At 65.7% G+C, this 22930-nt stretch carries 24 protein-coding genes; 14 read left to right on the top strand and 10 right to left on the bottom strand.

From position 1 onward, the window contains the following. Window positions 1-112: 112 nt before the first annotated feature. Window positions 113-1000: a LysR family transcriptional regulator gene (locus tag NUV79_RS05005; RefSeq protein ID WP_257731971.1), complete on the bottom strand. Its 888-nt coding sequence runs from the start codon at window positions 998-1000 to the stop codon at window positions 113-115. A 240-nt stretch (window positions 1001-1240) separates the two neighbouring features. On the opposite strand from NUV79_RS05005, the gene NUV79_RS05000 reads away from it, so the two are divergent. The 3 genes from NUV79_RS05000 (at window position 1241) to NUV79_RS04990 (ending at window position 3997) form a co-directional block, all read left to right on the top strand. Further along, on the top strand, window positions 1241-2224 hold the full coding sequence (locus tag NUV79_RS05000) for a DUF1852 domain-containing protein (RefSeq protein ID WP_257731970.1): 984 nt from the start codon (window positions 1241-1243) through the stop codon (window positions 2222-2224). A 28-nt stretch (window positions 2225-2252) separates the two neighbouring features. Further along, window positions 2253-3284 carry a methionine synthase gene (locus NUV79_RS04995; protein WP_257731969.1) on the top strand — a complete coding sequence of 344 codons (1032 nt, stop codon included), beginning with the start codon at window positions 2253-2255 and terminating at the stop codon, window positions 3282-3284. A 212-nt stretch (window positions 3285-3496) separates the two neighbouring features. Continuing rightward, window positions 3497-3997, top strand: coding sequence for a flavin reductase (locus tag NUV79_RS04990; RefSeq protein WP_257731968.1), 501 nt, complete (start codon window positions 3497-3499; stop codon window positions 3995-3997). A 197-nt stretch (window positions 3998-4194) separates the two neighbouring features. Here NUV79_RS04990 and NUV79_RS04985 read toward each other — a convergent pair whose 3' ends face one another. Then, window positions 4195-5364 carry an acyl-CoA dehydrogenase family protein gene (locus tag NUV79_RS04985; RefSeq protein ID WP_257731967.1) on the bottom strand — a complete coding sequence of 390 codons (1170 nt, stop codon included), beginning with the start codon at window positions 5362-5364 and terminating at the stop codon, window positions 4195-4197. 317 nt (window positions 5365-5681) lie between these two features. On the opposite strand from NUV79_RS04985, the gene acnA reads away from it, so the two are divergent. Further along, window positions 5682-8312, top strand: a complete 2631-nt coding sequence (gene acnA / locus NUV79_RS04980; protein WP_257731966.1) for an aconitate hydratase AcnA — start codon at window positions 5682-5684, stop codon at window positions 8310-8312. Between the two features lie 2 nt (window positions 8313-8314). After that, the gene (locus NUV79_RS04975; RefSeq protein ID WP_257731965.1) at window positions 8315-9100 is read left to right on the top strand and encodes an MBL fold metallo-hydrolase; all 786 of its coding nucleotides are present in this window, start codon (window positions 8315-8317) and stop codon (window positions 9098-9100) included. 455 nt (window positions 9101-9555) lie between these two features. On the opposite strand, the gene NUV79_RS04970 is transcribed toward NUV79_RS04975, so the two are convergent. Continuing rightward, window positions 9556-10932 (bottom strand): PleD family two-component system response regulator, encoded by a 1377-nt coding sequence (locus tag NUV79_RS04970; protein ID WP_257731964.1) that lies wholly within the window; start codon window positions 10930-10932, stop codon window positions 9556-9558. 16 nt (window positions 10933-10948) lie between these two features. Further along, complete coding sequence (locus NUV79_RS04965; RefSeq protein ID WP_047574547.1) at window positions 10949-11317, bottom strand: response regulator; 369 nt, start codon at window positions 11315-11317, stop codon at window positions 10949-10951. Between NUV79_RS04965 and NUV79_RS04960 the strand changes: the two genes are divergently transcribed. Continuing rightward, on the top strand, window positions 11265-11738 hold the full coding sequence (locus NUV79_RS04960; protein WP_257731963.1) for a DUF3572 domain-containing protein: 474 nt from the start codon (window positions 11265-11267) through the stop codon (window positions 11736-11738). The genes NUV79_RS04965 and NUV79_RS04960 overlap by 53 nt on opposite strands. Continuing rightward, window positions 11735-13084, top strand: coding sequence for a DNA polymerase IV (locus NUV79_RS04955; RefSeq protein WP_257731962.1), 1350 nt, complete (start codon window positions 11735-11737; stop codon window positions 13082-13084). The genes NUV79_RS04960 and NUV79_RS04955 overlap by 4 nt, the downstream gene beginning before the upstream one ends. Here NUV79_RS04955 and NUV79_RS04950 read toward each other — a convergent pair. Next, window positions 13041-13886: a cell envelope integrity EipB family protein gene (locus NUV79_RS04950; RefSeq protein WP_257731961.1), complete on the bottom strand. Its 846-nt coding sequence runs from the start codon at window positions 13884-13886 to the stop codon at window positions 13041-13043. The genes NUV79_RS04955 and NUV79_RS04950 overlap by 44 nt on opposite strands. A gap of 195 nt (window positions 13887-14081) precedes the next feature. On the opposite strand from NUV79_RS04950, the gene NUV79_RS04945 reads away from it, so the two are divergent. From NUV79_RS04945 to NUV79_RS04915, 7 genes are all read left to right on the top strand, one after another. After that, entirely contained in the window at window positions 14082-14555 is a 474-nt protein-coding gene (locus tag NUV79_RS04945) for a RidA family protein (RefSeq protein WP_257731959.1), read from the top strand. Further along, window positions 14555-15334, top strand: a complete 780-nt coding sequence (locus NUV79_RS04940) for a glycerophosphodiester phosphodiesterase family protein (RefSeq protein ID WP_257731958.1) — start codon at window positions 14555-14557, stop codon at window positions 15332-15334. The genes NUV79_RS04945 and NUV79_RS04940 overlap by 1 nt, the downstream gene beginning before the upstream one ends. Continuing rightward, complete coding sequence (locus NUV79_RS04935) at window positions 15331-16569, top strand: GNAT family N-acetyltransferase (RefSeq protein WP_257731957.1); 1239 nt, start codon at window positions 15331-15333, stop codon at window positions 16567-16569. Before NUV79_RS04940 ends, NUV79_RS04935 begins: the two co-directional genes overlap by 4 nt. Next, complete coding sequence (locus tag NUV79_RS04930) at window positions 16562-17338, top strand: 2'-5' RNA ligase family protein (protein ID WP_257731956.1); 777 nt, start codon at window positions 16562-16564, stop codon at window positions 17336-17338. Before NUV79_RS04935 ends, NUV79_RS04930 begins: the two co-directional genes overlap by 8 nt. A 90-nt stretch (window positions 17339-17428) precedes the next feature. After that, window positions 17429-17857 carry an HIT family protein gene (locus tag NUV79_RS04925; RefSeq protein WP_257731955.1) on the top strand — a complete coding sequence of 143 codons (429 nt, stop codon included), beginning with the start codon at window positions 17429-17431 and terminating at the stop codon, window positions 17855-17857. A gap of 62 nt (window positions 17858-17919) precedes the next feature. Next, a complete protein-coding gene (locus tag NUV79_RS04920) occupies window positions 17920-18390 on the top strand; it encodes a carboxymuconolactone decarboxylase family protein (RefSeq protein WP_257731954.1) in 471 nt (156 codons plus the stop codon). A 19-nt stretch (window positions 18391-18409) separates the two neighbouring features. Then, window positions 18410-19303 (top strand): sigma-70 family RNA polymerase sigma factor, encoded by an 894-nt coding sequence (locus tag NUV79_RS04915; protein ID WP_257731953.1) that lies wholly within the window; start codon window positions 18410-18412, stop codon window positions 19301-19303. On the opposite strand, the gene NUV79_RS04910 is transcribed toward NUV79_RS04915, so the two are convergent. From NUV79_RS04910 to NUV79_RS04890, 5 genes are all read right to left on the bottom strand, one after another. After that, window positions 19300-19659 (bottom strand): AzlD domain-containing protein, encoded by a 360-nt coding sequence (locus NUV79_RS04910; RefSeq protein WP_257731952.1) that lies wholly within the window; start codon window positions 19657-19659, stop codon window positions 19300-19302. The two genes, NUV79_RS04915 and NUV79_RS04910, sit on opposite strands and share 4 nt — an antisense overlap. After that, window positions 19656-20378, bottom strand: coding sequence for an AzlC family ABC transporter permease (locus tag NUV79_RS04905; protein WP_257731951.1), 723 nt, complete (start codon window positions 20376-20378; stop codon window positions 19656-19658). The genes NUV79_RS04910 and NUV79_RS04905 overlap by 4 nt, the downstream gene beginning before the upstream one ends. A 141-nt stretch (window positions 20379-20519) precedes the next feature. After that, window positions 20520-20930, bottom strand: coding sequence for a hypothetical protein (locus NUV79_RS04900; RefSeq protein ID WP_257731950.1), 411 nt, complete (start codon window positions 20928-20930; stop codon window positions 20520-20522). Further along, on the bottom strand, window positions 20927-21379 hold the full coding sequence (locus tag NUV79_RS04895; protein WP_257731949.1) for a DNA polymerase III subunit chi: 453 nt from the start codon (window positions 21377-21379) through the stop codon (window positions 20927-20929). Before NUV79_RS04895 ends, NUV79_RS04900 begins: the two co-directional genes overlap by 4 nt. Before the next feature lie 49 nt (window positions 21380-21428). Next, entirely contained in the window at window positions 21429-22922 is a 1494-nt protein-coding gene (locus NUV79_RS04890) for a leucyl aminopeptidase (RefSeq protein ID WP_257731948.1), read from the bottom strand. Window positions 22923-22930 lie beyond the last annotated feature (8 nt).

The raw sequence follows: 22930 nt of genomic DNA, 5'->3' as shown, positions 1-22930 counted from the left end.
TCGACGCCTCGATCGTCGCGACGATCACGCCGGAAGGCATGCCCCAGCGCGAGCGCAAGGCGTCGTGACAAGAAGGACGCCTGCGGGGCCGCGGATCGTTCGTCGGCATGTGTCAGGCTGATGTCTGACGCGACGTCCGCAGAAATCCGGCGATGAAGTCGATGGCTTCGTCGCCGGTTCTCAAGCCCAGATGGATGCTTTTCTGAATCCCGGTCTCGCCGATCCGGACGGGACGAACGCCCAGCGCCTCCGCCTGCTGACGCACCAGCCAGTTCGGGATCGCACTGACCCCGCGACCCGCCGCCACGAGCTGAAGCATCATTTCCGTGGTTTCGACATTCCGGTGATGGCGCGGGCGGTGATTGGCGGGCACGAGGAACTGCGTGAAGATGTCGAGCCGTTCCGGCGGCACCGGATAGGTGAAGAGCGTTTCCTCCAGCAGGTCCGCTGGCTCGGCATGGCCCTTGGCGGACAGCGAATGATCGGCTGGGACGGCAAGGACCAACTCATAGGCGAACACCGGCAGATAGTGGATGGCGGGCGCCTCGATCGGGTCCGGCGTGATCAAGATGTCGATTTCATAACCCGTCAAAGCCGCCACACCCCCGAAGGCGAATGAGGTCGTCAAGTCCAGGTCCACATTCGGCCAGGCCACGAGATAGGGCTTCGTCACGCCCATCAGCCATTGATGACAAGGATGGCACTCCATGCCGATCTTCAACGACCCACGCTGGCCATCGCGATAGTCCGACAGCGCTTCCTCGGCCCTCTCGATCTGGGGCAGAACACGCTGCGCCAGCGTCACGATGGAGCGTCCAGCCTCTGTAAGACGGACCTTTCGGCCGTCCTTCTCCCACATCCCCACGCCATAGCGCTCTTCCAGCTTGCGGATGGTGTGGCTGAGCGCGGATTGGGTGACATTCAGCCGTTCCGCCGCGGCCGTCAGGCTGCCCATTCGGTCGACCTCTCGCAGAATCGAGAGATGCTGCCTGTCGAGCATGATTATCCCTACTCGCTTCGCGGAGCTCAAAGGTCCGCGCAAACCAATGACGTTTACTCACGCATTGATGAGATATTACCATTTTTTGTCAACAATATCATCCGATATAACGGACAGAACGTTTTGCCGAACGACGACACAATGACTGCGGTCGGAGCTTGCCCCGGAGACGAGTCGGGGCAAGCCGGAAGAGCTAGCGGTCATTGAGGCATCGTCTTGGATATGGAGCTCCGTAGAGCGATGGATCAGGATTTCACGTTCAATATCAACACGATCCGCTTCGACGAGGACTATCGTCCGTCGGAGAGAACGCGCGCCACGACGAACTTTGCCAACTTGGCCAGGGGAGAGAACCGCCGAGAGAACTTGCGCAATGCCCTGAAAATGATCGACAGCCGGTTCAACAGCCTGGCGCATTGGGACAACCCGAACGCGGACCGTTATTCCGTCCGACTTGAGATCATCTCCGTCGGTATGAGCATCGGGCCCGCTGACAGCAACAGTCCGTTTCCGCTGATCGAAATCCTGAAGACCAGCATCATCGACCGCCAAACGAACGAGGTCACCGAAGGCATCGTCGGAAACAACTTCTCGTCCTACGTCAGGGACTACGATTTCAGCGTGCTCCTGCCAGAGCACAACAAGAACCGGACCGATTTCAGCACGCCGGATAAATTCGGCGAGCTTCACGGCAATCTGTTCAAGCTCTTCCTGAACTCGAAGGCTTACAGGGATCATTTCAGCAAGCCGCCCGTGATCTGCCTGAGCGCATCGAGCAGCAAGACGTATCAGCGTACTGACAATCACCACCCCATCCTCGGCGTCGAGTACGTTCAGAACGAATTTTCGCCGACGGACGAGTATTTCCGGAAGATGGGCCTGACGGCTCGCTTCTTCATGCCGCCGAACAGCGTCGCGCCGTTCGCCTTCTATTTCATGGGCGATATCCTCCGCGATTATACGAATCTGGAGCTCATCAGCACCATCAGCACGATGGAGACGTTCCAGAAGATCTACCGTCCCGAGATCTACAACGCCAATGCAGCAGCAGGGACTTGCTACCAACCGAGCTTGAAGAACCAGAACTATTCGCTGACCCGTATCGTCTACGATCGCGAGGAGCGCGACCGGCTAGCCCTGGAGCAAGGCAAGTTCGCCGAGGAGAAATTCATCGCGCCCTACAGGACCATGCTCGAGCAGTGGTCCGCCAATTACGCGTCCTGACGAACCGAAAAGCATAAGGCTGCCGATCATGAAGACACTGTTGCCCACTTCGACCGCCGGCAGCTTGCCGAAACCGTCCTGGCTTGCGGAGCCCGAGAAGCTCTGGTCGCCCTGGAAGCTGCAGGATGAGGAATTGGCCGAGGGCAAGCGGGATGCGCTGCTCTTGTCTCTGGAAGCCCAGTCCCAATCCGGCATCGATATCGTCAGTGACGGCGAGCAGACGCGCCAGCATTTCGTCACGACGTTCATCGAGAACCTCGACGGCGTCGATTTCGAGAAGCGGGAGACCGTTCGAATTCGCAATCGCTATGACGCGAGCGTGCCGACCGTCGTCGGCGCCGTTTCTCGTTCGAAGCCGGTTTTCGTCGACGACGCCAAGTTCCTGCGCCAGCAGACCAAGCAGCCGATCAAGTGGGCCCTGCCCGGCCCCATGACGATGATCGATACGCTCTTCGACGCCCACTACAAGAGCCGCGAAAAGCTCGCCTGGGAGTTCGCCAAGATCCTCAACGAGGAAGCCAAGGAACTGGAGGCTGTCGGGGTCGACATCATCCAGTTCGACGAGCCTTCGTTCAACGTCTTCTTCGACGAGGTGAACGACTGGGGCATCGCCACTCTGGAAAAGGCGGCTGAGGGCCTTAAGTGCGAGACCGCGGTGCACATCTGCTATGGCTACGGCATCAAGGCCAATACGGACTGGAAGAAGACCCTGGGTTCGGAGTGGAGGCAATACGAGGAGACCTTCCCGAAGCTTCAGAAATCCAGCATCGATATCGTCTCTCTCGAATGCCAGAACTCCCATGTTCCGATGGAGCTGATCGAGCTCCTCCGGGGCAAGAAGGTCATGGTCGGGGCCATCGACGTCGCCAGCGACACCATCGAGACGCCTGAGCAGGTCGCCGACACGCTTCGGAAGGCGCTCAAGTTCGTCGATGCCGACAAGCTCTATCCTTGCACCAACTGCGGAATGGCACCCCTGTCCCGCCGCGTCGCGAGGGGCAAGCTGAGCGCTCTGGGCGCAGGCGCGAAGATCGTTCGGGAAGAACTCGGGGCGGCCTAACGCAGGCGTGTTTGCCGACCCGGTGGCGACCTGACTGTTACCCGGAGGCAACCTACTCAACATGGGGCCTCGTGCTTGCCGGGCGGCCGCGCCGATCTCGTCGAGATGTGCGGGCCGATCTTGCAGGCGCGGGGTACCGCAACCGAATGCGAGCAAGGGATGGTGTGCCTCCGCTTCGGTTGTGCCCCCCAGAGCTTCGTCGAGAGGCCGATATGGGGATGATGGATCACCGCTTCGATGTCGTGGACAAGGCCGCGTTTCGCAACGGCATGTCGCGCCTCGGCTCGGCGGTCAACGTCGTCACCGCCATATCCGGCGGCAAGCGTTACGGCTTCACGGCCTCGGCGGTCTGTAGCGTCAGCGACACCCCGGCGACGCTTCTTGTCTGCATCAATCGCGCGAGTTCGCTTTTCCATGCCTTTGAGAACGCGCGGTATTTCTGCGTCAATACGCTGAAGCCGGGTCAGGAGGAGATCTCCAACGTCTTCGGCGGAAAGTATCCGGCGGAGGACCGGTTCGCGCTCGGTCAATGGCGGGATGGGCTTTCCGGTGTTCCGGTCCTCGCCAGCGCCTCGGTCAGCTTCGAATGCGAGCTCACCAATGCCGTGGATGAAGCAACCCACCGCATCCTCTTCGGGCGCGTCATCGACATTCGCGAGCATGAAGAACAGGCAACGCTGCTCTATTGCATGCGTCGCTATCTCAACGGCTAGACAATCCAGGCAGATCATCCTTGGGGTGCCGCTACAGTTTGAAGGCGCGCAAAGATCGACACCGGGTCACGAGCCCGGCGCCAACTATCGAGTTAGAATGGCCGGCGGAGATCCGCCGGCCATTCTGATTCTGGGAATTGGGCGAAGTGAGCGAGCCCCTTCGTGGCGCCAGCGCCGATGATGGATTGGCGCAGCACTCAGTACGAGCGCGGCATGCCGAGGACGTGCTCGGCAATGAAGGAGAGGATCAGGTTCGTGGAGATCGGCGCGACCTGATAGAGCCGCGTCTCCCTGAACTTGCGCTCGACATCGTATTCCTCGGCGAAGCCGAAGCCGCCATGGGTCTGGATGGCGGCATTGGCCGCCTCGAAGGAGGCGTCGGCCGCCAGCATCTTGGCCATGTTGGCCTCGGCGCCCGGATTGGCGCCGGCCTCGTAGAGCCGGATCGCCTCGCGCACCATCAATTCAGCCGCACGCATGTTGGCGTAGGCCTTGGCGATCGGGAACTGGACGCCCTGGTTCTGGCCGATCGGCCGGCCGAAGACATGGCGCTCCCTGGCGTAGTTCGAGGCCTTGTCGATGAACCACTTCGCGTCGCCGATGCATTCGGACGCGATCAGGATGCGCTCGGCATTCATGCCGGAGAGAATGTAGCGGAAGCCCTTGCCCTCCTCGCCGACGAGGTTGGTCGCCGGCACCTTCACATTGTCGAAGAAGACCTCGGTCGTGGCATGGTTCATCATCGTGCGGATCGGCCGGATGGTCAGGCCATCCTTCAGCGCCTCGCGCATGTCGAGGATGAAGACAGAGAGCCCGTCGGTGCGCTTGGCGACCTGGTCGCGCGGCGTGGTGCGGGCGAGCAGCAGCATCAGGTCGGACTGGGCCGCCCGGCTCGTCCAGATCTTCTGGCCGTTGACGACGTAGTGGTCACCCTCGCGCCGTGCCGTGGTGCGCAGCGCCGTGGTGTCGGTGCCGCTCGTCGGCTCGGTGACGCCGAAGGCCTGGAGGCGCAATTCGCCGGAAGCGATCTTCGGCAGGTAGCGCTTCTTCTGGTCCTCGGTGCCGTGGCGCAGCACCGTGCCCATCACATACATCTGCGCATGGCAGGCGGCGCCGTTGCAGCCCTGGCGCTGAATCTCTTCCATGATCACCGCCGCCGCCGAGAGCGGCAGGCCAGCTCCACCATATTCCTCGGGGATCAGCGCCGAGAGGAAGCCGCTTTCGGTAAGCGCCGTCACGAACTCCGTCGGATAGGCCATCTCGCGGTCGAGCTTGCGCCAGTACTCCCCCGGATAATCCGCGCAGAGCCTGGCGACGGCGTCGCGGATATCGGCATGGGCGTCGGCGTGGTGATGATCTGTCGTCATGGCTTCGACTCGTTCTTGGCACGTGGCGAGGGCTCGGTCTGAACCGTCGCTTACACCAAGTCCCAAGTGAAGATGTTGGCGCTGCGTTCGAGTGGCACGAAGGAGCACGGACCGGTGGCCGAACCCGATTTCATCATCGTCGGCGCGGGCTGACATCGCCGCCCGGACAACTTCATAGGGAATAAGGCGAGATCATCACGACATCCTCCCGACCGTGGTTGAGCCCGGCGGCGCGACCATGCAAGAACACGGGAGCACAGGGATCAGCAGCTGGGCCGACCCCTCGACAAGGCGGGCTTCAAGTCCGGACGGGCGACGTGGAACACGCAAGCAGGACACCGAGCTGGACACCGTTCGAGGCCGGAGGCGAGACGATCTTCCGCCTCGATTGCGCCTCCCTGCTCGGCGCGGACTACCGCAGGCTGCCGCATGTCCTGCGCATCCTGCTCGAAAACGCGATGCGGACGGCACCGGCTGAAGAGACCAGCCATCTGCCCGGCGCGTTCCGGGAGTGGCTGGAGAACGGCAGCAGCCTTGCCGAAATCCCGTTCCTGCCCAACCGCATCATGATGCATGACACGACCTGCGGGCCGGCCCTGGTCGATATCGCGGCGATGCGGGATGTCCTCGGCGAACACGGGGGCGATCCCGACCTGCTGATGCCGCGAATCCCGGTCGATGTCTCGACCGACCACTCCTCGGGCGTCGACTTCTTCGGCCGTGCCGATGCCTTCCAGCGCAATCTAGAGAAGGAGTTCGCCCGCAATGCCGAGCGCTATCGGCTGATGAAATGGGCTTCGGCGACGATGCCGGGCATCCGCGTCCACCCGCCGGGCTCCGGCATCATGCACACGATCAACCTGGAACGGCTGTCCCGCATCGTCGTGCGTGAGACGCAAGCCGGGCAGCGGCGTGCCTTTCCCGACGCCCTGCTCGGTACCGACAGCCACACACCGACGGTCAACGGCCTTGGCGTGCTCGGCTGGGGCGTCGGGGGCCTCGAGGCCGAGGGCGCGCTGTTCGGCGTGCCGGTCGTGCTGCGCATTCCCGATGTCGTCGGCGTCCGGCTGAGTGGGCGGCTGCGCGAAGGCGCGACGGCAACCGACCTCGCCCTGGAGGTCACGCGCGCCCTGCGCGCGCTCGGCGTGACCGGCGACTTCGTCGAATTCCACGGGCCCGGCGTCGCCACGCTCTCCGTCGGCGAGCGTGCGGCGATCGCCAACATGGCGCCCGAATACGGCGCCTCGACCGGCTATTTCCCGATCGATGCCGCCTCGCTCGCCTATCTCACGAAGATCGGCCGCCCCGAATCCGACCGCAACCTCGTTGAAGCCTATGCGAAGGCCGCGGGGCTCTGGTTCGATCCGGATGCCTCGCTTCGCTTCACGCGCAGCATCGCCATCGACCTCGACCGCATCGAGGCGAGCGTCGCCGGACCGCGGCGTCCGCAGGACAGGATTCCGGCGGGCAGCACGCGGCGCGCGTTCGAACCGCCACTCTCTTCCGGCTCCGAGACGGTACCCGACGGCGCCGTGGTGATCGCCGCGATCACGAGCTGCACCAACACCTCGGACGCCGCCATGCTGGCCGCTGCCGGCGTGCTCGCCCGCAAGGCACGTGAACTCGGGCTGCGCCCCGCGGCTTACGTCAAGACCTCACTGGCGCCGGGCTCGCCGACGGCGGAACGCTTTCTGCGCCGGGCGGGGTTGATGGCGGATCTCGAAGCGCTCGGGTTCGGCATCGTCGGCTATGGCTGCACGACCTGCATCGGCAACTCCGGCGCCCTCACCGAGATCGTGCAAGAGCAGCTCGGCCGGCCGGGCTTTCGGCCGGTCGCGGTCCTGTCGGGCAACCGGAATTTTCCGGGGCGGGTCCACCCGGATCTGGAATACGGCTTCCTGGCCTCGCCTGCCCTTGTCATCGCCTTCGCGCTCGCCGGAACGGTCGATATCGACATCATGAGCGAGCCGCTCGGCGTCGCGGCCGACGGCAGGCCGGTGATGCTGCGCGACATCTGGCCTACGAACGACGAGATCGATGCCGCGCTCGCCTCCGGATGGGAGGTCGGCGACTTCGACGCCGCTTATCGCGAGGCCGCCACGCGCCCGCTCTGGGTCGAGCTCGACGCCCCCGCGGGACCGCGCTTTCCCTGGGACGCAGGCTCGACCTATCTGCGAAGGCCGCCCTTCGTGCGACCCGCCGGGCTGCCGCCGGCAAAGGGCCCGGCGCGTGCGCTGCTCGTGCTCGCCGACGACGTCACCACAGACCATATCTCGCCAGCGAACCAGATCCGCCCCGACAGCGCGGCTGGCCGCTACATCGTCGAGCGCGGCGGCGACCCGGCTGATCTCAATGTCTACGCGTCACGACGCGGCAATTTCGAGGTGATGCTGCGCGGCGCCTTCACCAACCGGCTCGCCGTCAACCGGCTGGTGCCGCAAGCGCCAGCCGGCATGACCCGCCACGAGCCGTCCGGCGACATCGTCACCCTGACGGAGGCCGCAGCGCGCTACGCTCGCGACGGCGTCCCTCTCGTGCTCGTCGCCGGCGAGCGCTACGGCATGGGCTCGTCGCGCGACTGGGCCGCCAAGGCCGTCGCCTTGCTGGGCGTCCGTGCTGTGATCGCGGCGAGTATCGAGCGCATCCACCGCACGAACCTGATCGGCATGGGCGTGCTGCCCTTGCTGCTGCCCGAGGGTATCAGCCCGGACAAGCTCGAGATCGCATCGCAGGACCTGTTCGAGATCGACCTGTCGCCCGAGGGCCTTGCTCCGCGCTGCGAGGTGCCGCTCGCGATCGTGAGAACGGATGGTCACGTGACGAGGCTGAACTTGCGGGCCGCGATCGAGACGTCGCTGGAAGTCACCCTCCTCAAGTCCGGAGGTCTGATCCCGCATGTCCTGTCCGGCCTGCTCGCCGCGCCACAACACGCCAAGGGAGTAGCCTGACCATGCCGCTCGACACGCCGCCCGAACTGACAGGCTCGGATCTTGACCTCGTCATCTGCGGCTTCCCCGGCAAATCCGCCTGCCATGGTGGGCTCGGCTGGAGCACGGTGGCGCTGTTGCGCTCCGGAGAGCGCATCGCACTGGTCGATGCCGGCAATTTCGGCATGCGCAAGCTGATCATCGAGCAGCTGGCCGAACGCGGCCTCAAGCCCGCTGAGGTCACCGACCTGCTGCTGACGCATTCGCATTACGACCATTCGGTCAACTGGACGCTGTTTCGCGATGCCAGGATCGTGGTCGGAACGGTCGAGCTGGACTGGGCGCTGAACGAGCCCTGGGGCGAGACGCCGGTTCCCGAGCTCTACGTGCGCGCGCTGGCCGATTGGCCGACCTGCGAGAAGGTCGCCGACGGATCGGAGGTCTTCCCTGGCATGACCGCGCATCTGGCCCCCGGGCATACGCCCGGCTGCCTCGTCTTCCATTGGCGCACGCCGGCACGCGACATCATCTTCACCGGCGACGCGGCGAAGAACCGGGCCGAGCTGATCTCGGGCGATACCGACATGACCTATGACGCCGCCGTCAGCCGCGCCTCGATCGAGATGATCTGGGAGCGCTGGCGCGCCCGGCCCGGCACGGTCGTCGTTCCCGGCCACGACTTGCCCATGGTGCTGGTGGACGGCAAGCCGCACTATCTCGGCAAGCGGAGAGCATCGATCCGCGCCTGGTTCGGCGAGGACATGACGACATTGACCGACATCGATCTGGCGGCCAGCGGACAGAGCTGACGGCGGGCGGCCGGCAAAGAAAACCCGACACAGCCCGGCAAGATCGAAATAGAAACGATAAGTATAATTCGATTATTTTTTAGCCATCACATGGCAACGCGAGGTGGCCGGCCGGCGACGGTTCTGAGGAGGCCAGAAATCCGTCACCGACCGGCCGAGCCCTTCGGTTTCCCAGGAGATGCGGCGGACCTGAGCACCCGAGGGGCATTTGGGAGCGATCTATGCGATCACTGCGTTGCACAATCTCTACAATGCGCCGCATCTGAATCAATCAAATCCGACCGATCGCCGACGTTAGTCGATCGTTAACCCTACCCGCTAAGCTTAAAGCCTGAGCCGCACGCGAGAGCGCCGAAGCACATTACTGCTCGACCTCAGCAGCTTGCCGCGATTTCGTGCCAATAAACTTTAAGATGATGCCACGATGCTGTGGCGAAGGTTTGCGTAGACCAGGCTTACGCAGCGCTGGCGACGATCACGCGGTTGCGGCCGCTGGCCTTGGCCCGGTAGAGCGCATCGTCCGCGCGCTTCATCATGTCGGCGGAGGATGCATCGCCGGCGCGCCGGTTCGAAACGCCGACCGAGACCGTGACCTTGATGTCGCGCGTATTGCTCTGGACCGCGAAGGGCGCACTCTCGACCCGCTCGCGGATGCGCTCCGCCACGCGATAGGCGGCATCGCGCCCGGTATCGGGCAGCACGACGACGATCTCCTCACCGCCCATGCGGGCGACGAGATCGATGCCGCGGGTGCAGGCGCGGACGCGGTCGGCGAACTCACGCAAAACCTCGTCGCCGGCATCATGGCCCCAGCTGTCGTTGACCGACTTGAAATGGTCGATGTCGAGCACGAGCAGCGAGAGCGAGCGGGCACGCAGCGCCGACTCGTCGAACATCACCGAAAGCCGGTTGTCCATGAAACGGCGGTTATGCAGCCCTGTGAGCTGGTCCATCACCGCCATTTCCATCGAGGACTGCACGCTATCGCGCAGCCGCTCGGTGAAGCGCTTGCGGCGGACCTGGGTACGCACGCGCGCCAGCAACTCGTTGCGGTCGATCGGACGGAGGAGGAAATCATGCGCGCCGATCTCAAGCCCGCGCAAAATGCGCTCCCGATCCTCCGTCTCGCCCATCAGCAGCACGGAGATGTTGCGGGTCCGCTCCAGCGAGCGCAGCTGGCTGCACAGGCGCAAACCGTCCTGCCCCTGCAATCCCAGGCTGATCACGACGGCGTCGAAATCGCCCTCGGCGGCGCGCATCACGGCCTGCTGGGCGTCGCTCTCGATCTCCACGGCATGGAAGGCCGAAAGCGCGCTCTGCACCCGCTCGGCAGCGCTCGGGCGATCCTCGATCACGAGGATGCGTCCGTTCAGGCCCGTCTCGGCCGCCGCGGTCGCCAGCGGATCGGCGATGCCGAGGCGGACGGAGGCAACCGCGCGGCTGCGCAATTCATCCGTCATCGCCTTGAGCCGGGCAAGGCTGCGCACGCGGGCGAAAAGCGCGGTATCGTCGAGCGGCTTGGTCAGGAAATCATCGGCGCCGGCATCGAGGCCCTGCAGGCGGTCGCGCGGCTGGTCGAGCGTGGTGACGATGACGACGGGGATATGCGCCGTCGCAGGAGTCCCCTTCAGGCGCCGGCAGACCTCGAAACCGTTCATGCCCGGCATCATCACATCGAGCAGGACGATATCGACCTCGCCGCGCTCGCAGAGAGCGATCGCATCGCGCCCGTTCGTCGCCGTGACCACGCCGAAGTACTCGGCCGAAAGCTTGGCTTCCAGCAGCTTCACATTGGCGGGAATGTCGTCGACGACGAGGACGCGGGCGGTCATGGCTCAGAACAGCTTCTCAGGCCGCGCCGGCATAGGTGCGGACGGTCTCCAGGAACTTGGCGACCGAGATCGGCTTGGAGAGATAGGCCTCGCAGCCGCCCTCCCGGATCCGCTCCTCGTCGCCCTTCATCGCGAAGGCCGTGACCGCGACGACCGGAATGGCCTTCAGGTCGTCATCCTCCTTGATCCATTTGGTGACTTCGAGCCCGGAGACCTCCGGCAGCTGGATGTCCATCAGGATCAGCGCGGGATGATGCGTCCGCGCCAGCTCGATCGCCTCGATGCCATCGGACGTCTTCAGCGTCGCATAGCCGTGCGCTTCGAGCAGATCGTTGAAGAGCTTCATGTTGAGCTCGTTGTCTTCGACGATCAGAACCGTCTTCATCGGGCCGCCCTTCCTTCGCGCCGGGAAAGCTCACGCCGATGGCGGGCTTTCCAAACTGGCGGCGTCGTTCGATGATTGCGTAACACGCGAGCAGTTGACGAAACGCAAACCGGATACGCGACTCCACCCCATGCTACGACGACCGACCACCGACGAGGCCGAGGCCCTCGCACTCCAGGCCCTTGCCTTCCTGGCCTCCGAACCCGAGCGGATCGAGCCCTTTCTGAGCGTGACAGGCCTCAACCCGGCCAATCTGCGCCAGGCGGCAGGCGAACCCGGCTTCCTCGCCGCGGTGCTCGACCATATCGGCTCAAGCGATTCGCTACTTCTGGAGTTTGCCGGAAATTTAAGGCTGAATCCCGAAATCGTCGCCGAAGCCAGGCGCGTCCTCGCCGGGCCGGAGCCGGACGACTTCTCTTGAGCGCGGGCGCGCCCTCGCCGCGCTGGCTCTGCCGCGACTGCCTCGCGGACCACGACGCATCCGGGCCAGCAAAGCGCTGCCCGGCCTGTGGCTCGCCCCGGCTGCTCCACCATGCCGAACGCGACAGCCTCAGCCTCGCCCATATCGACTGCGACGCCTTCTACGCCACGATCGAGAAGCGCGACGATCCGAGCTTGCAGGACAAGCCTGTCATCGTCGGCGGCGGCAAGCGCGGCGTGGTCTCGACCTGCTGCTATATCGCCCGGACCTATGGCGTGCGCTCGGCGATGCCGATGTTCAAGGCGCTGAAGGCCTGCCCGGAGGCTGTGGTGGTCAAGCCGAACATGGCGAAATACGTCACGGTCGGCCGTCAGGTCCGCCAGCTCATGCGTGAGCTGACTCCGCTCGTCGAGCCGCTCTCGATCGACGAGGCCTTCCTAGACCTCTCCGGCACGGAGCGCCTGCACCATGCCAGCCCCGCGGTGACGCTGGCGCGCTTCGCCAGGCATGTCGAGGCCGAGCTCGGCATCACCATCTCGGTCGGCCTGTCCTATGCCAAATTCCTCGCCAAGGTTGCCTCCGACCTCGACAAGCCGCGCGGCTTCTCGATCATCGGGCGGGGCGAGGCTGTCGCCTTCCTAGCGACCAAGCCGATCAGCCTGATCCCCGGCATGGGGCCGGCCGGTGTCGCGAGGCTCGCGGAAGGCGGCTTCAAGCTGATCGGTGACCTGCGCGAAGCGCCCGTCGACAAGCTCTTCAAGCTCGCCGGCAAGGACGGGCCGCGCCTGAAGAACCTCGCCAACGGAATCGACGCGCGTCAGGTAACGCCCGAGCGCGAGACCAAGAGCGTCTCAAGCGAGACCACGCTCGATGTCGATCTGGCCCGTTTCGACGAGCTGGAGCCGATCCTGTGGCGGCTCTGCGAGAAGACATCGAAAAGGCTGAAGGCGCAGGAGCTTGCGGGCCGGACCATCACACTGAAGCTGAAGACCGCCGACTTCCACATCATCACCCGCGCCGCCCGCCTGCCGGAGCCGACCCAGCTTGCCGCCCGCCTCTTCACTGCGGGGCGCGATCTGTTGAAACGCGAATGCAATGGCGTGCATTACCGGCTGATCGGCATCGGCGCGAGCGATTTCAGCCCGCCGGAAGCGGCCGACCATGGCGACCTCGCCGACACCGCGACGCCGCGCCTGAAGGCGATGGAGGGCGCGCTCGACAAATTGCGCGCCCGCTTCGGCGACGAGGCGATAGGCAAGGGTCTGAGCCTGCGCCTGCCGCCGCGCCGCTCGTCGGAGCCCGCTACTTCGCGCAAGGCTCCTGAGGAAGAAGATCCAGACGCGTGAGCGTGCCGCGCAGCGCGAAGGAACCGTAATCGAGCCGGATCGCGCCGGTGACGCCGTTCTCGTAGAGCTCGAAATTGATGCTGTAGGCCGGGGTCGATTCGCCGGAACCCGCCTTGAAATAGGAGATCGTCACCGGCCAGCGCGCCAGCTTCTCGAATTCGGGACGCTGCAGCGGCTTCTCGGACGGGGCCGCCTCGATGCGCTTCCCGATGATCGAGAGCGTGTCATAGACCTCCTTGCCGGAATTCGCGCCGTCATAGAGCCTCACGCTCAGCGTCTTCTGCCCGGCGCGCGCGGCCTGGATCACGGCCTTCATCTGCGCATTGGGAAACAGCGCATCGCTTGCCTCGCGATGAGTCTCGACCTTGGGCAAGCGTAGCTTCACCTCATAGCCGCCATCGCTCTTCTGCGCGGTGCCGTCGACCGTGTCGGGTTTGGCTCCGGCGGCGGTGCTTTCGGTCTTGAAGCGGTAATTCGCGCCATCGCCGGCCTCGAAACTGGTGGTGCGGGCATCGATCAGGCGCGGCCCGGCCTCGGTGCCGAGCTGCGTCACCTGCCGAAACGACAGCGCATAGCCTTCGCAGGCATCGCCCGTGAACTCGAAGGCGATGCGGCCCTTCGCCGTCTCGATATTGCCTGATGGCTTGGTGCTGTCGAGCACGAGGTCATAGACCGCGCGATGCGGCGACAGCACCACCCGCTCCGGCGCGGCTTGCGCCCAGGCCGGCATCGCGGCCAGAACCAGCGACCCCGCCAAAACCCCGCTCGCCCGGGCCGCGAGCTTCGAGACTGTTCCGTTCATGCGTCGCTTGTCCGTTATGGCCTGCTGCGAAATCTAGGTGCATCGCGGCAATGGCGCAAACATGGCGGAGGCCGCTCTCACAACCGTCGCATCGGCCCTGCCCGTCCGGCATACCACGGCGCTTGCGAGCCGCCCGGCCATCGGCCATGAAAGGCCTGCCCGAAGGCACCCTGCCTCGCTCGCGGAGCCACGCCCATGAACGCCGCCGATACCCGCCTCGCCGAACTTGGCATCACCCTGCCGTCCCCGGCCGCGCCCATCGCCAACTACGTGCCTTATGTGATCACCGGCAACCTGCTGATCATCTCCGGCCAGATCTGCTTCGGGCTCGATGGCAAGCTCGCTGACAAGCACAAGGGCAAGCTCGGCGCCGAGATCTTCAACGAAGCCGGCCTCGAAGCCGCCCGCCTCTGCGCCATCAACGTGCTGGCGCAGGCCAAGGCCGCGCTCGGCGGCGATCTCGGCCGCATCGTGCGCTGCGTCCGCCTCGGCGGCTTCATCAATGCTGCCCCGCATTTCGCCGCCCTGCCGGCGATCATGAACGGCGCTTCGGACCTGATGGTCGAGGTGCTCGGCGACAAGGGTCGCCATGCCCGCTCGACCGTCGGCGTCGCCGAATTGCCGGCCGATGCCGCCGTCGAGGTCGAAGCGATGTTCGAGATCGCCTGATGTCCGCAGGGTCTCTCAAGAATGCCGGCCGGCCCGATCTCGGCTGGCTGGTGGCGAAGCCGATCGCCCATCGCGGCCTGCATGATCTCGCGGCCGGCGTGATCGAGAACAGTCCCTCCGCTGCGACCGCCGCGATCGCGGGCGGCTTCGGCATCGAATGCGACGTCCAGCTCACCGCCGATGGCGAAGCGGTCGTCTTCCATGATTTCGTGCTCGATCGCCTCACCGGCGAGACCGGCGCCGTCGTCGCGCGCAAGGCGGCCGAACTCGGCGCGATCACGCTCAAGGGGTCGAACGATCCCATCCTGACGCTTTCCGCCTTCCTCGACCTGATCGGCGGGCGCGTGCCGCTCGTGATCGAGATCAAGAGCCGCTTCGACGGTGATCTGACCCTGACCAAGCGGACCGTGGAGGTTGTCGCGGGCTACAAAGGTCACCCGATCGTGATCAAGTCGTTCGATCCGGATATCGTGGCGGCGCTGCGCGAGCTGGCGCCGGAGATTCCGCGCGGCATCGTGGCGATGAATGCCTATGAATACGGTGACTATGTCAGCCTGTCGCCGGAGCGGAAGCATGCTCTCGCCAATCTCCTGCATTTCACCGAGAGCCGGCCGGACTTCATCTCCTGGAAAGTCACGGATCTGGAGAGCGCCGCGCCCTATCTCTGCCGCAACGCGCTCGGCCTGCCGCTGATGAGCTGGACGGTGCGCACGCCGGAAGAGCGGCAGCGGGCTGCGGCGATGGCCGACCAGATGGTCTTCGAGGGCTTTCGCCCTTGAGTGAAGCGGGGAACGGCGATCTCACCGTTCGTGTCGCGACCTCCCTCAAGGCCGTCCCCGCAGGCGCATGGAATGCCTGCGCCAATCCCCACGCGCTGGCGGACGCTATCTCGGCGCCCGCCGCGCCACCGGCCGACCCAGCACTGGACCGGGATAATCCCTTCGTCAGCCATGAATTCCTCATGGCGCTGGAAGACAGCCGCTGCATCGGCGGACGCACCGGCTGGTCGCCCGCCTATCTCCTCGTCGAGAACGATGCCGGCCAGTTGCTGGCGGCCGCGCCTAGCTTCCTGAAGAGCCACAGCCAGGGCGAGTATGTCTTCGACCACAGCTGGGCCGATGCCTATGAGCGCGCCGGCGGGCGCTATTACCCCAAGCTCCAGGTCGCCGCGCCCTTCACCCCGGCGACCGGCCCGCGCCTGCTGGTCGCCGACAGCCCACGCGCCGATGAGGCCCGTGCTGCCCTGATCGGCGGGCTGGAGGCCTTGCGCGGGCAGACGCAATCCTCCTCGGTCCATGTCACCTTCGCGCAGGAACCGGATATCGCCGCGCTGAAACAGGCCGGCTATATCGAGCGCAACGACCTCCAGTTCCATTGGCAGAACGAAGGCTTCGGCAGCTACGACGATTTTCTCGCGACACTGGCCTCGCGCAAGCGCAAGACGCTGAAGCGTGAGCGGCGCGAGGCGCTCGCCAACGACATCACCATCGAAGTCCTCTCCGGCAACGGCCTCACCGAGGCGGTCTGGGACGATTTCTTCTCGTTCTACGAGGATACCGGTTCGCGCAAATGGGGTAGGCCCTATCTCAACCGCGCCTTCTTCTCGGCGGTCGGCGCGGCGATGGGCGAACGCATCGTGCTGGTGATGGCGAAGCGAGCCGGGCGCCATATCGCCGGCGCCATCAATTTCCGCGGCGCCAACACGCTCTACGGCCGCAACTGGGGCTGCATCGAGGATCACCCCTTCCTGCATTTCGAGGTCTGCTACCATCAGGCCATCGATTATGCGATTGCCCACGGCCTCGCCCGCGTCGAGGCCGGCGCGCAGGGCGAGCACAAGCTGGCGCGCGGCTACCGGCCGGTCATCACCCGTTCGCTGCACCATATCGCCGATCCCGGCCTGCGCCGGCCCGTGGCCGCCTATCTCGCGCAGGAGCGCGAGCAGATCGCGGCGGCGCGCGAAGCGCTGGCAGTCGAAAGCCCCTTCCGCAAGACGGACACCGCCGATGACTGACGCCGCGCCCGTAACCTGCACCACCTCCGCTCCGGTTTTCTGCGAGGATGGCGAACTCGGCTATCGCCGCAGCCTCACCGATTTCACGAGCCCGCTGACCCTCGACGAGAGCTACCGGCTGGCGCATCTGCCGCTGGTCGCGCCGCAGCATCCCGGCGTCATCGCCCGGCGCGAGGGCAAGTTCTACGAGATGGGCCGCCACCCGGCGGTCTACTCGCTGGTTCTGCCGCTGGAAGACGGCGCCTTGCGCGCCTCCTCTGCCTTCCTCGCTCTGGAAAGCGAACTGAAGGCCGCTCCTTTCGCCCACAAGATCGCCTGGGACATCCTGCCGAAGCGGCAGGACCGCCTGCATGCGACGGTCTGCGGGTCGCTCAGCCTCGCCGAGGCTCCGGCCATTGCCGAGGAGACCCGCGAAGCCCTGCGCCGGATCGAACCTTTTGCGGTCGAGCTGCGCGGGCTCTTCTCCGGCAACGTCAATCGCGGCCGGCTCTATCTCCCGGTCTATCCGGAGAAGCGGGGCGGCCGAAACACGCTGCAGGAGGTGCAGGCCGCCTTCGGCCGGCCCCCGGGCGATCTCTGGCTCGTCGGCCTCTACAATCTCACCGACGATCTCGACGCCGCCGAGACCGCGGCGCTGGCCGAGATCGTCGCGCAATGGTGGGGCAAGTCCCTGCTCCGCCTCACCGTCAGCGAGCTTCAGGTGATGGGCGCGAGCGACGATCTCGTGCTCGACGCCCATGTCGAGACGGCGCTGCTGCTCGGCGCCTGAGACAGGGCCATCAACCGGCCCGCGGCCTTGACGCCTCGGCCGGGGCGCCGCAGCTTGCGCCTACCCATTTCCGACCCTGCCGGACCCGCCATGACCGCCTATGATCAATCCAACGTCTTCGCCAAGATCCTGCGCGGCGAACTGCCCTCCCACACTGTCTACGAGGATGGCGAGACGCTCGCGATCATGGACATCATGCCGCGCGCCGACGGCCATGTTCTGGTGATCCCGAAGGCCGCCTGCCGCAATGTCTTCGACGCGCCCGCCGATGCGCTGAATGCGGTCGCGCTGACCACGCAGAAGCTGGCGCGCGCCGTGAAGGCGGCCTTCTCGGCCGAGGGCGTCACCATCCAGCAGTTCAACGAGGCCGCCGGCGGCCAGGTCGTGTTCCATCTCCATGTCCACGTCATGCCTCGCTTCGAGGGCGTGGCGCTGCGCCCGCATACCGGCGCGATGGAGAAGAACGAGGTGCTGGCCAGCAATGCCGAGAAAATCCGCGAGGCCCTGAAAAAAATCTGACGGGCCATGTCACAGCGAGGCGTTCTGCCTCGTCTTGTCGTCATCAACCGATGGAGACAACCATGAGCCAACGCCTCAACGCCTTCCAGATCGCGCCCGAAGCCTACAAGGCCATGCTGGTCCTGCAGGACTACGTCAACAACTCGGCCCTCGAGCACAGCCTGATGGAGCTGGTGAAGATCCGCGCCTCGCAGATTAACCGCTGCGCCTATTGCCTGCACATGCATGTGCTCGACGCGCGCAAGGCCGGCGAGACCGAGGTACGCATCAACCTGCTCAATGCCTGGGAGGAATCCGAGCTCTATACGCCGCGCGAGCGCGCCGCCCTGCGCTGGACCGAGGAACTGACCCGGGCCTCCGAGCGCAGCCCGAGCGATGCCGCCTATGCCGAGCTTCGTGAGCACTTCAATGAGAAGGATAGCGTCGACCTGTCCTTCGCGATCGGCGCGATCAACACCTGGAACCGCATCAATGTCGGCTTCCGCACGCGCCACCCGGCCGACCGGCCGCGCAAGAGCGAGGCCGCCGCTTGATGACATCAACCCGGCGCGCATGACGGGCGCGCCTGCCAGCCCCTTCGAGGCCAACCGGTCCTACCTGACCCGCCTCGCCTACCGCATGCTCGGCTCGCTCAGCGACGCCGAGGATGTGGTGCAGGATGCATGGCTGCGCTGGCACGACTCCGCGCCCGAGGCGATCGCGAACCCGCGCGCCTGGCTCGGGCGCGTGGTGACGCGGCTCTGCCTCGACCTGATCAAGTCGGCCCGGCGCAAGCGCGAGACCTATGTCGGCGCCTGGCTGCCGGAGCCCCTGATCGAGACGATCGGCGCTGCCCCGAGTGCCGGCGAAGCGATCGGCGTGCCCTATGCGCTCCAGCTCGCGCTGGAACGGCTCTCGCCATTGGAGCGCGCCGCCTTCCTGCTACACGATGTCTTCGATCTGCCCTTCTCGGAGATCGCCGAAACGCTCGGGCGCAGCGAAGCTGCCTGCCGGCAGCTCGTCTCGCGAGCGCGCCGCCATGCCCGCGAGGAGGATGGCCCTCGCCATCCGCTCTCGCCCGACGACGCCCGGCGCTATGCCAAAGCCTTCTTCGAGGCCGCCCACAGCACCGATGCCACGATCCTGAAGAGCATGCTCGCCCATGACGCGATCCTGCGCGCCGATGGCGGCGGCAAGGTCAATTCGGTGCTGAACCCGATCCTCGGCAGCGAGAAGATCGGCCGCTTCTTCGCCGGCATCAGCCGCCATGTCGAGCGCGAGGCTCGCGCCACGACACGCTATGAATTCGTGATGATCAACGGCCTGCCCGGCTATGTCAGCCTGGAGCGCGGCGAAACAGCCCAGGCGATGGCGCTCGATATCCGCGACGGGGTGGTGGCGGCGATCTACGTCATCCGCAACCCCGACAAGCTCGGCCATGTCCGCCGTCTGCTGGAAGACGCCTAGCCCGCGAACAGCCATACTCCGCCGATCAGGACGGTCTCGCCAGCGAGCACCGCCAGCATCATCCGGCGCTTGTCGAAGAGCATGACGGCAGCCGCTGCGGCCAATGCCGCGACGCGCACCCAGCCTGGAGCGGCCGCGAGCACGCCGGGCGGCGCAACGATCAGCTTGGCGACGATGCCAGCGAGCAACGCGGTCGCAACCGCCCTCACCCATTCGAGCAGCGGCGAATCATTGGCAAGCCCGCGTGAGAAGCCGACCGCGAGCCAGCGCCAGATCTCCGTCGGCAGCACGGCGAAGAGCAGCAGCGCGAGATAGGGCCAGAGCGGCCCGTCGAGCATGTCGATCGGCTGGGTCATGCCGGCTTCCGTTTCCGCCCGATCAGGAAGGCCAGGGTTCCCGCGATCAGCCCGGCGACGATCAGGTCGAAACCGCCGCCGATGAAGCGCGCTGAGATCGGCGCGAAAGCGAGACCGAGGAGAAGCGCCGCCGCATCGCCGCGATGGCGCAAGCCCGCCATCAGCGAGATCAGGAAGAACATCGGCGTCAGGCAGAGCAGGCCGGCGGCGAAGGGCACCGGCAGCGCGCCGAGCAGGTAGTACCCCGCGAAGGTGCCAATCGAGCTGACCAGCATGCAGGTATTGGCGAAGCCGAGGAAATAGGCGACGCGCTGATGCGGAGCGATGCCGGGCAGGCGCCGCAAGCCCTCGCTCCACGCGGTGACGGCGACGTAATGCGCCAGGAAGAGCTGCTGCCAGACGCTCTGGCCGGGCCGGCGCAGCAGCGGCAGGATCGCCATGGTCATCGGCAGGAAGCGCAGCGAGGCGAAAGCAATCGCGATCACGATGGCGCTCCAGGCGGCGCCGGCGGCGATCGAGGCGAAGAACAGCACCTGCGACGGGCCGGCCCAGACCAGGATGGTCGAGAGCACGGCGACATCGACGGGATAGCCGACATCGCGGGCGAGCGAGCCGATGCCGATCAGCCCGAACCCGACGATCCAGGCCGGCAGCATCAGCGCATCGCGCATGCCGGCCAGCGCGACGCGCTGCCAGCTCCAGTCGGCGGATACGCTCATGAGGTCATCGCAGGAGGGTGCATTCGGAAGGAACCCGCTCCCGGCTGGCCCGGAAGCTCCGTCCTCTATCGTTCATGCACACGGCGCTTGCATAGACACCGACGAGCCGGCCCGCTCTGCGACTGGCGCAAGAAGCGCCGCTCAGCCCTGGCCGGGCTTCACGATCCGGGTCAGGCGATTGTCGGTAAAGAGGTAGATTTCGCGGCCACCGGGCTCGGAATAGAGCACCTGCACTTCGCGCTGGCCCTTGCCGCTCTCGCCGACCAGTACATCGGTCGGGCGGGCGCCCTTGAGTTTCAGCAGCTCGCATTCGGTGATCCCGGGCGCGATCTCCTTCGGCAGCGGGCGGGTCGAGGGGTCGAGCGAGACGCCGACGCTGCATTCGCCTTCCGGGGTCAGGACCGGCTCGCGCGTCGAGATGCCGGCGCTGGCCGTGGTGGTGGTCGTCGTAGTGACGCCGCCCTTGGTCTCGGACTGGAAGGCAAAACCGCCCATGTCGACCGAACAGCCGGCAAGGGCCGCGGCGCAGAGCAACAGAACAGGCAGTCTCACGCTTTCTTCTCCCAACGGCCGGCATCGTCCTGCTGCCAGTAGCTGGCGGCATGGCCCGAGGCCCTGGCCTTCTTCCAATCCTCGCGGGCGGCGGCAAGCGCCTCGGGATCGTCTCCATCGAATATCAGGACGACGCGCTCGTAGTCCTGCATTGCGTCGGGAATGCGGACCCCGTCGGCGCAGATCCGAACCTGTGCGGCGTTCGGATTATGCGCCTGCGTCGTCAGCACCACCGGATTGCTGGCCGCATCCGCCTCAAGCGCCGTGACATGCGGCAGGAAGCTCTCATCGGCATAGGTCCAGAGATGGTCGTCGAGAACGCTCAGGCGCTCCTGCCCGCCGACCTCGACGACGACCTTCTGGCCGCGCGACAGGGCGCGGTCGAGAATCGTCGGCAGGACCTGCTCCAGCGGGCGGGACTGCAGATGGAAGAACAGGATTTCGGCCATCGAACCCCTTATATCCTAACAGGTTACCGACATCTCCGCAGAAAACGAATCAATCTTCGTAGTGATCCGCAACCAGCCGGTCGAGCAGGCGCACGCCCCAGCCCGGCCCCCAGGAGCGGTTGATCTCCGAATTCGCGGCGGCCATTCCGGTTCCCGCGATGTCGAGATGCGCCCAGGGCGTGTCGTTGACATGGCGCTGCAGGAACTGCGCCGCGGTGATCGAGCCGCCATAGCGCCCGGCCGAGTTCTTCATGTCGGCGAATTTCGAGTCGATCATCTTGTCGTAGGCCTTGCCGAGCGGCATGCGCCAAACCGTCTCGCCGGTTGCGATGCCGGCCGCCGTCAGGCGCTCCGAGAGTTCGTCATTGTTGCTGAACAGCCCAGCGTTCTCCTGCGCCAGCGCAACGAGGATCGCACCGGTCAGCGTCGCCAGGTTGATCATGAAGCGCGGCGAGAAGCGCTCCTGCGTGTACCAGAGCACATCCGCCAGGACGAGGCGGCCCTCGGCGTCGGTATTGATGATCTCGATGGTCTGGCCGGAGAGCGATGTGACGATGTCGCCGGGGCGCTGGGCATTGCCATCAGGCATGTTCTCGACGAGGCCGATCACGCCGATGGCGTTGACCTTGGCTTTGCGGCCGGCGAGCGCCTGCATCAGGCCAACGACGCAGGCCGCGCCTGCCATGTCGCCCTTCATGTCCTCCATGCCGGCGCCGGGCTTCAGCGAGATGCCACCGGTGTCGAAGGTCACGCCCTTGCCGACGAAGGCGACCGGCTTCTCGTCCTTCTTCGCGCCGTTCCAGCGCATGATCGCGACGCGGCTCTCGCGGCGCGAACCTTGGCCGACGCCGAGCAGCGCGCGCATGCCGATCTTCTTCAGCGCCTTCTCGTCGAGGATCTCGATCTCGACGCCGAGCTTTTCGAGCTTCGCGGCGCGGTCGGCGAACTCCTCGGGGTAGAGGACGTTCGGCGGCTCGTTCACGAGATCGCGAGCCTGGAGGACGCCGGCGGCGATCGCATCGGCCGTCTTCACGGCCTTCTTGACCGCAGAGGTATCGGCGGTGCGCAGCGCAACCGTCAGCGGCTCGGCTTCGTCCTTGTCCTTGCTCTTGGTCTTGTAGCGGTCGAAGGCATAGGCGCGCAGCCTCAGCCCCAGGGCAATATCGGCGGCCTGCTTCGGCTCGATCGTGCCCTCGGGCAGCGAAAGGATGATTTCGGCGCTGCGGCCGGCGCCGAGCCGGCCGGCGATGGCGCCGCCCAGCTTGACGAAATCGAGCTTGGCGCGCTCGTCCTCAGGCCCGATGCCGACGACGATGAGGCGCTCGTAGGAGGCTCCCTCCGGCGACGGCAGCGTCAGGCCGGCCAGCGTCTTGCCCTTGAAGCGCTCCGCCACGGCGGCCCGCGTCAGCAGCGCCTGCGCGCCCGCGCCCGCCCATTCCCGCGCCGGTTCCGGCACCGCGAGCTTGTCCGAGACGAGGATCACCAGATCCTGCCCTTCGACGGCATCCAGGGCTTTGATCTCGAGCTTCAGGCGCTGCGACATGATCCGCT

Origin of the sequence: Allobosea sp. 47.2.35 (genome assembly GCF_024655635.1) — a bacterium.
In the GTDB taxonomy this organism is placed as follows: domain Bacteria; phylum Pseudomonadota; class Alphaproteobacteria; order Rhizobiales; family Beijerinckiaceae; genus Allobosea.
The sequence above is the reverse complement of the archived record's forward strand: the minus strand, read 5'-3'. Positions and strand labels throughout refer to the sequence as shown.

Coding starts and splice junctions, on each gene's coding strand:
- NUV79_RS05005 (WP_257731971.1), bottom strand. CDS start 1,000: ATGCTCGACAGGCAGCATCTCTCGATTCTGCGAGAGGTCGACCGAATG.
- NUV79_RS05000 (WP_257731970.1), top strand. CDS start 1,241: ATGGATCAGGATTTCACGTTCAATATCAACACGATCCGCTTCGACGAG.
- NUV79_RS04995 (WP_257731969.1), top strand. CDS start 2,253: ATGAAGACACTGTTGCCCACTTCGACCGCCGGCAGCTTGCCGAAACCG.
- NUV79_RS04990 (WP_257731968.1), top strand. CDS start 3,497: ATGGGGATGATGGATCACCGCTTCGATGTCGTGGACAAGGCCGCGTTT.
- NUV79_RS04985 (WP_257731967.1), bottom strand. CDS start 5,364: ATGACGACAGATCATCACCACGCCGACGCCCATGCCGATATCCGCGAC.
- NUV79_RS04975 (WP_257731965.1), top strand. CDS start 8,315: ATGCCGCTCGACACGCCGCCCGAACTGACAGGCTCGGATCTTGACCTC.
- NUV79_RS04970 (WP_257731964.1), bottom strand. CDS start 10,932: ATGACCGCCCGCGTCCTCGTCGTCGACGACATTCCCGCCAATGTGAAG.
- NUV79_RS04965 (WP_047574547.1), bottom strand. CDS start 11,317: ATGAAGACGGTTCTGATCGTCGAAGACAACGAGCTCAACATGAAGCTC.
- NUV79_RS04950 (WP_257731961.1), bottom strand. CDS start 13,886: ATGAACGGAACAGTCTCGAAGCTCGCGGCCCGGGCGAGCGGGGTTTTG.
- NUV79_RS04945 (WP_257731959.1), top strand. CDS start 14,082: ATGAACGCCGCCGATACCCGCCTCGCCGAACTTGGCATCACCCTGCCG.
- NUV79_RS04940 (WP_257731958.1), top strand. CDS start 14,555: ATGTCCGCAGGGTCTCTCAAGAATGCCGGCCGGCCCGATCTCGGCTGG.
- NUV79_RS04930 (WP_257731956.1), top strand. CDS start 16,562: ATGACTGACGCCGCGCCCGTAACCTGCACCACCTCCGCTCCGGTTTTC.
- NUV79_RS04925 (WP_257731955.1), top strand. CDS start 17,429: ATGACCGCCTATGATCAATCCAACGTCTTCGCCAAGATCCTGCGCGGC.
- NUV79_RS04920 (WP_257731954.1), top strand. CDS start 17,920: ATGAGCCAACGCCTCAACGCCTTCCAGATCGCGCCCGAAGCCTACAAG.
- NUV79_RS04915 (WP_257731953.1), top strand. CDS start 18,410: ATGACGGGCGCGCCTGCCAGCCCCTTCGAGGCCAACCGGTCCTACCTG.
- NUV79_RS04910 (WP_257731952.1), bottom strand. CDS start 19,659: ATGACCCAGCCGATCGACATGCTCGACGGGCCGCTCTGGCCCTATCTC.
- NUV79_RS04905 (WP_257731951.1), bottom strand. CDS start 20,378: ATGAGCGTATCCGCCGACTGGAGCTGGCAGCGCGTCGCGCTGGCCGGC.
- NUV79_RS04895 (WP_257731949.1), bottom strand. CDS start 21,379: ATGGCCGAAATCCTGTTCTTCCATCTGCAGTCCCGCCCGCTGGAGCAG.
- NUV79_RS04890 (WP_257731948.1), bottom strand. CDS start 22,922: ATGTCGCAGCGCCTGAAGCTCGAGATCAAAGCCCTGGATGCCGTCGAA.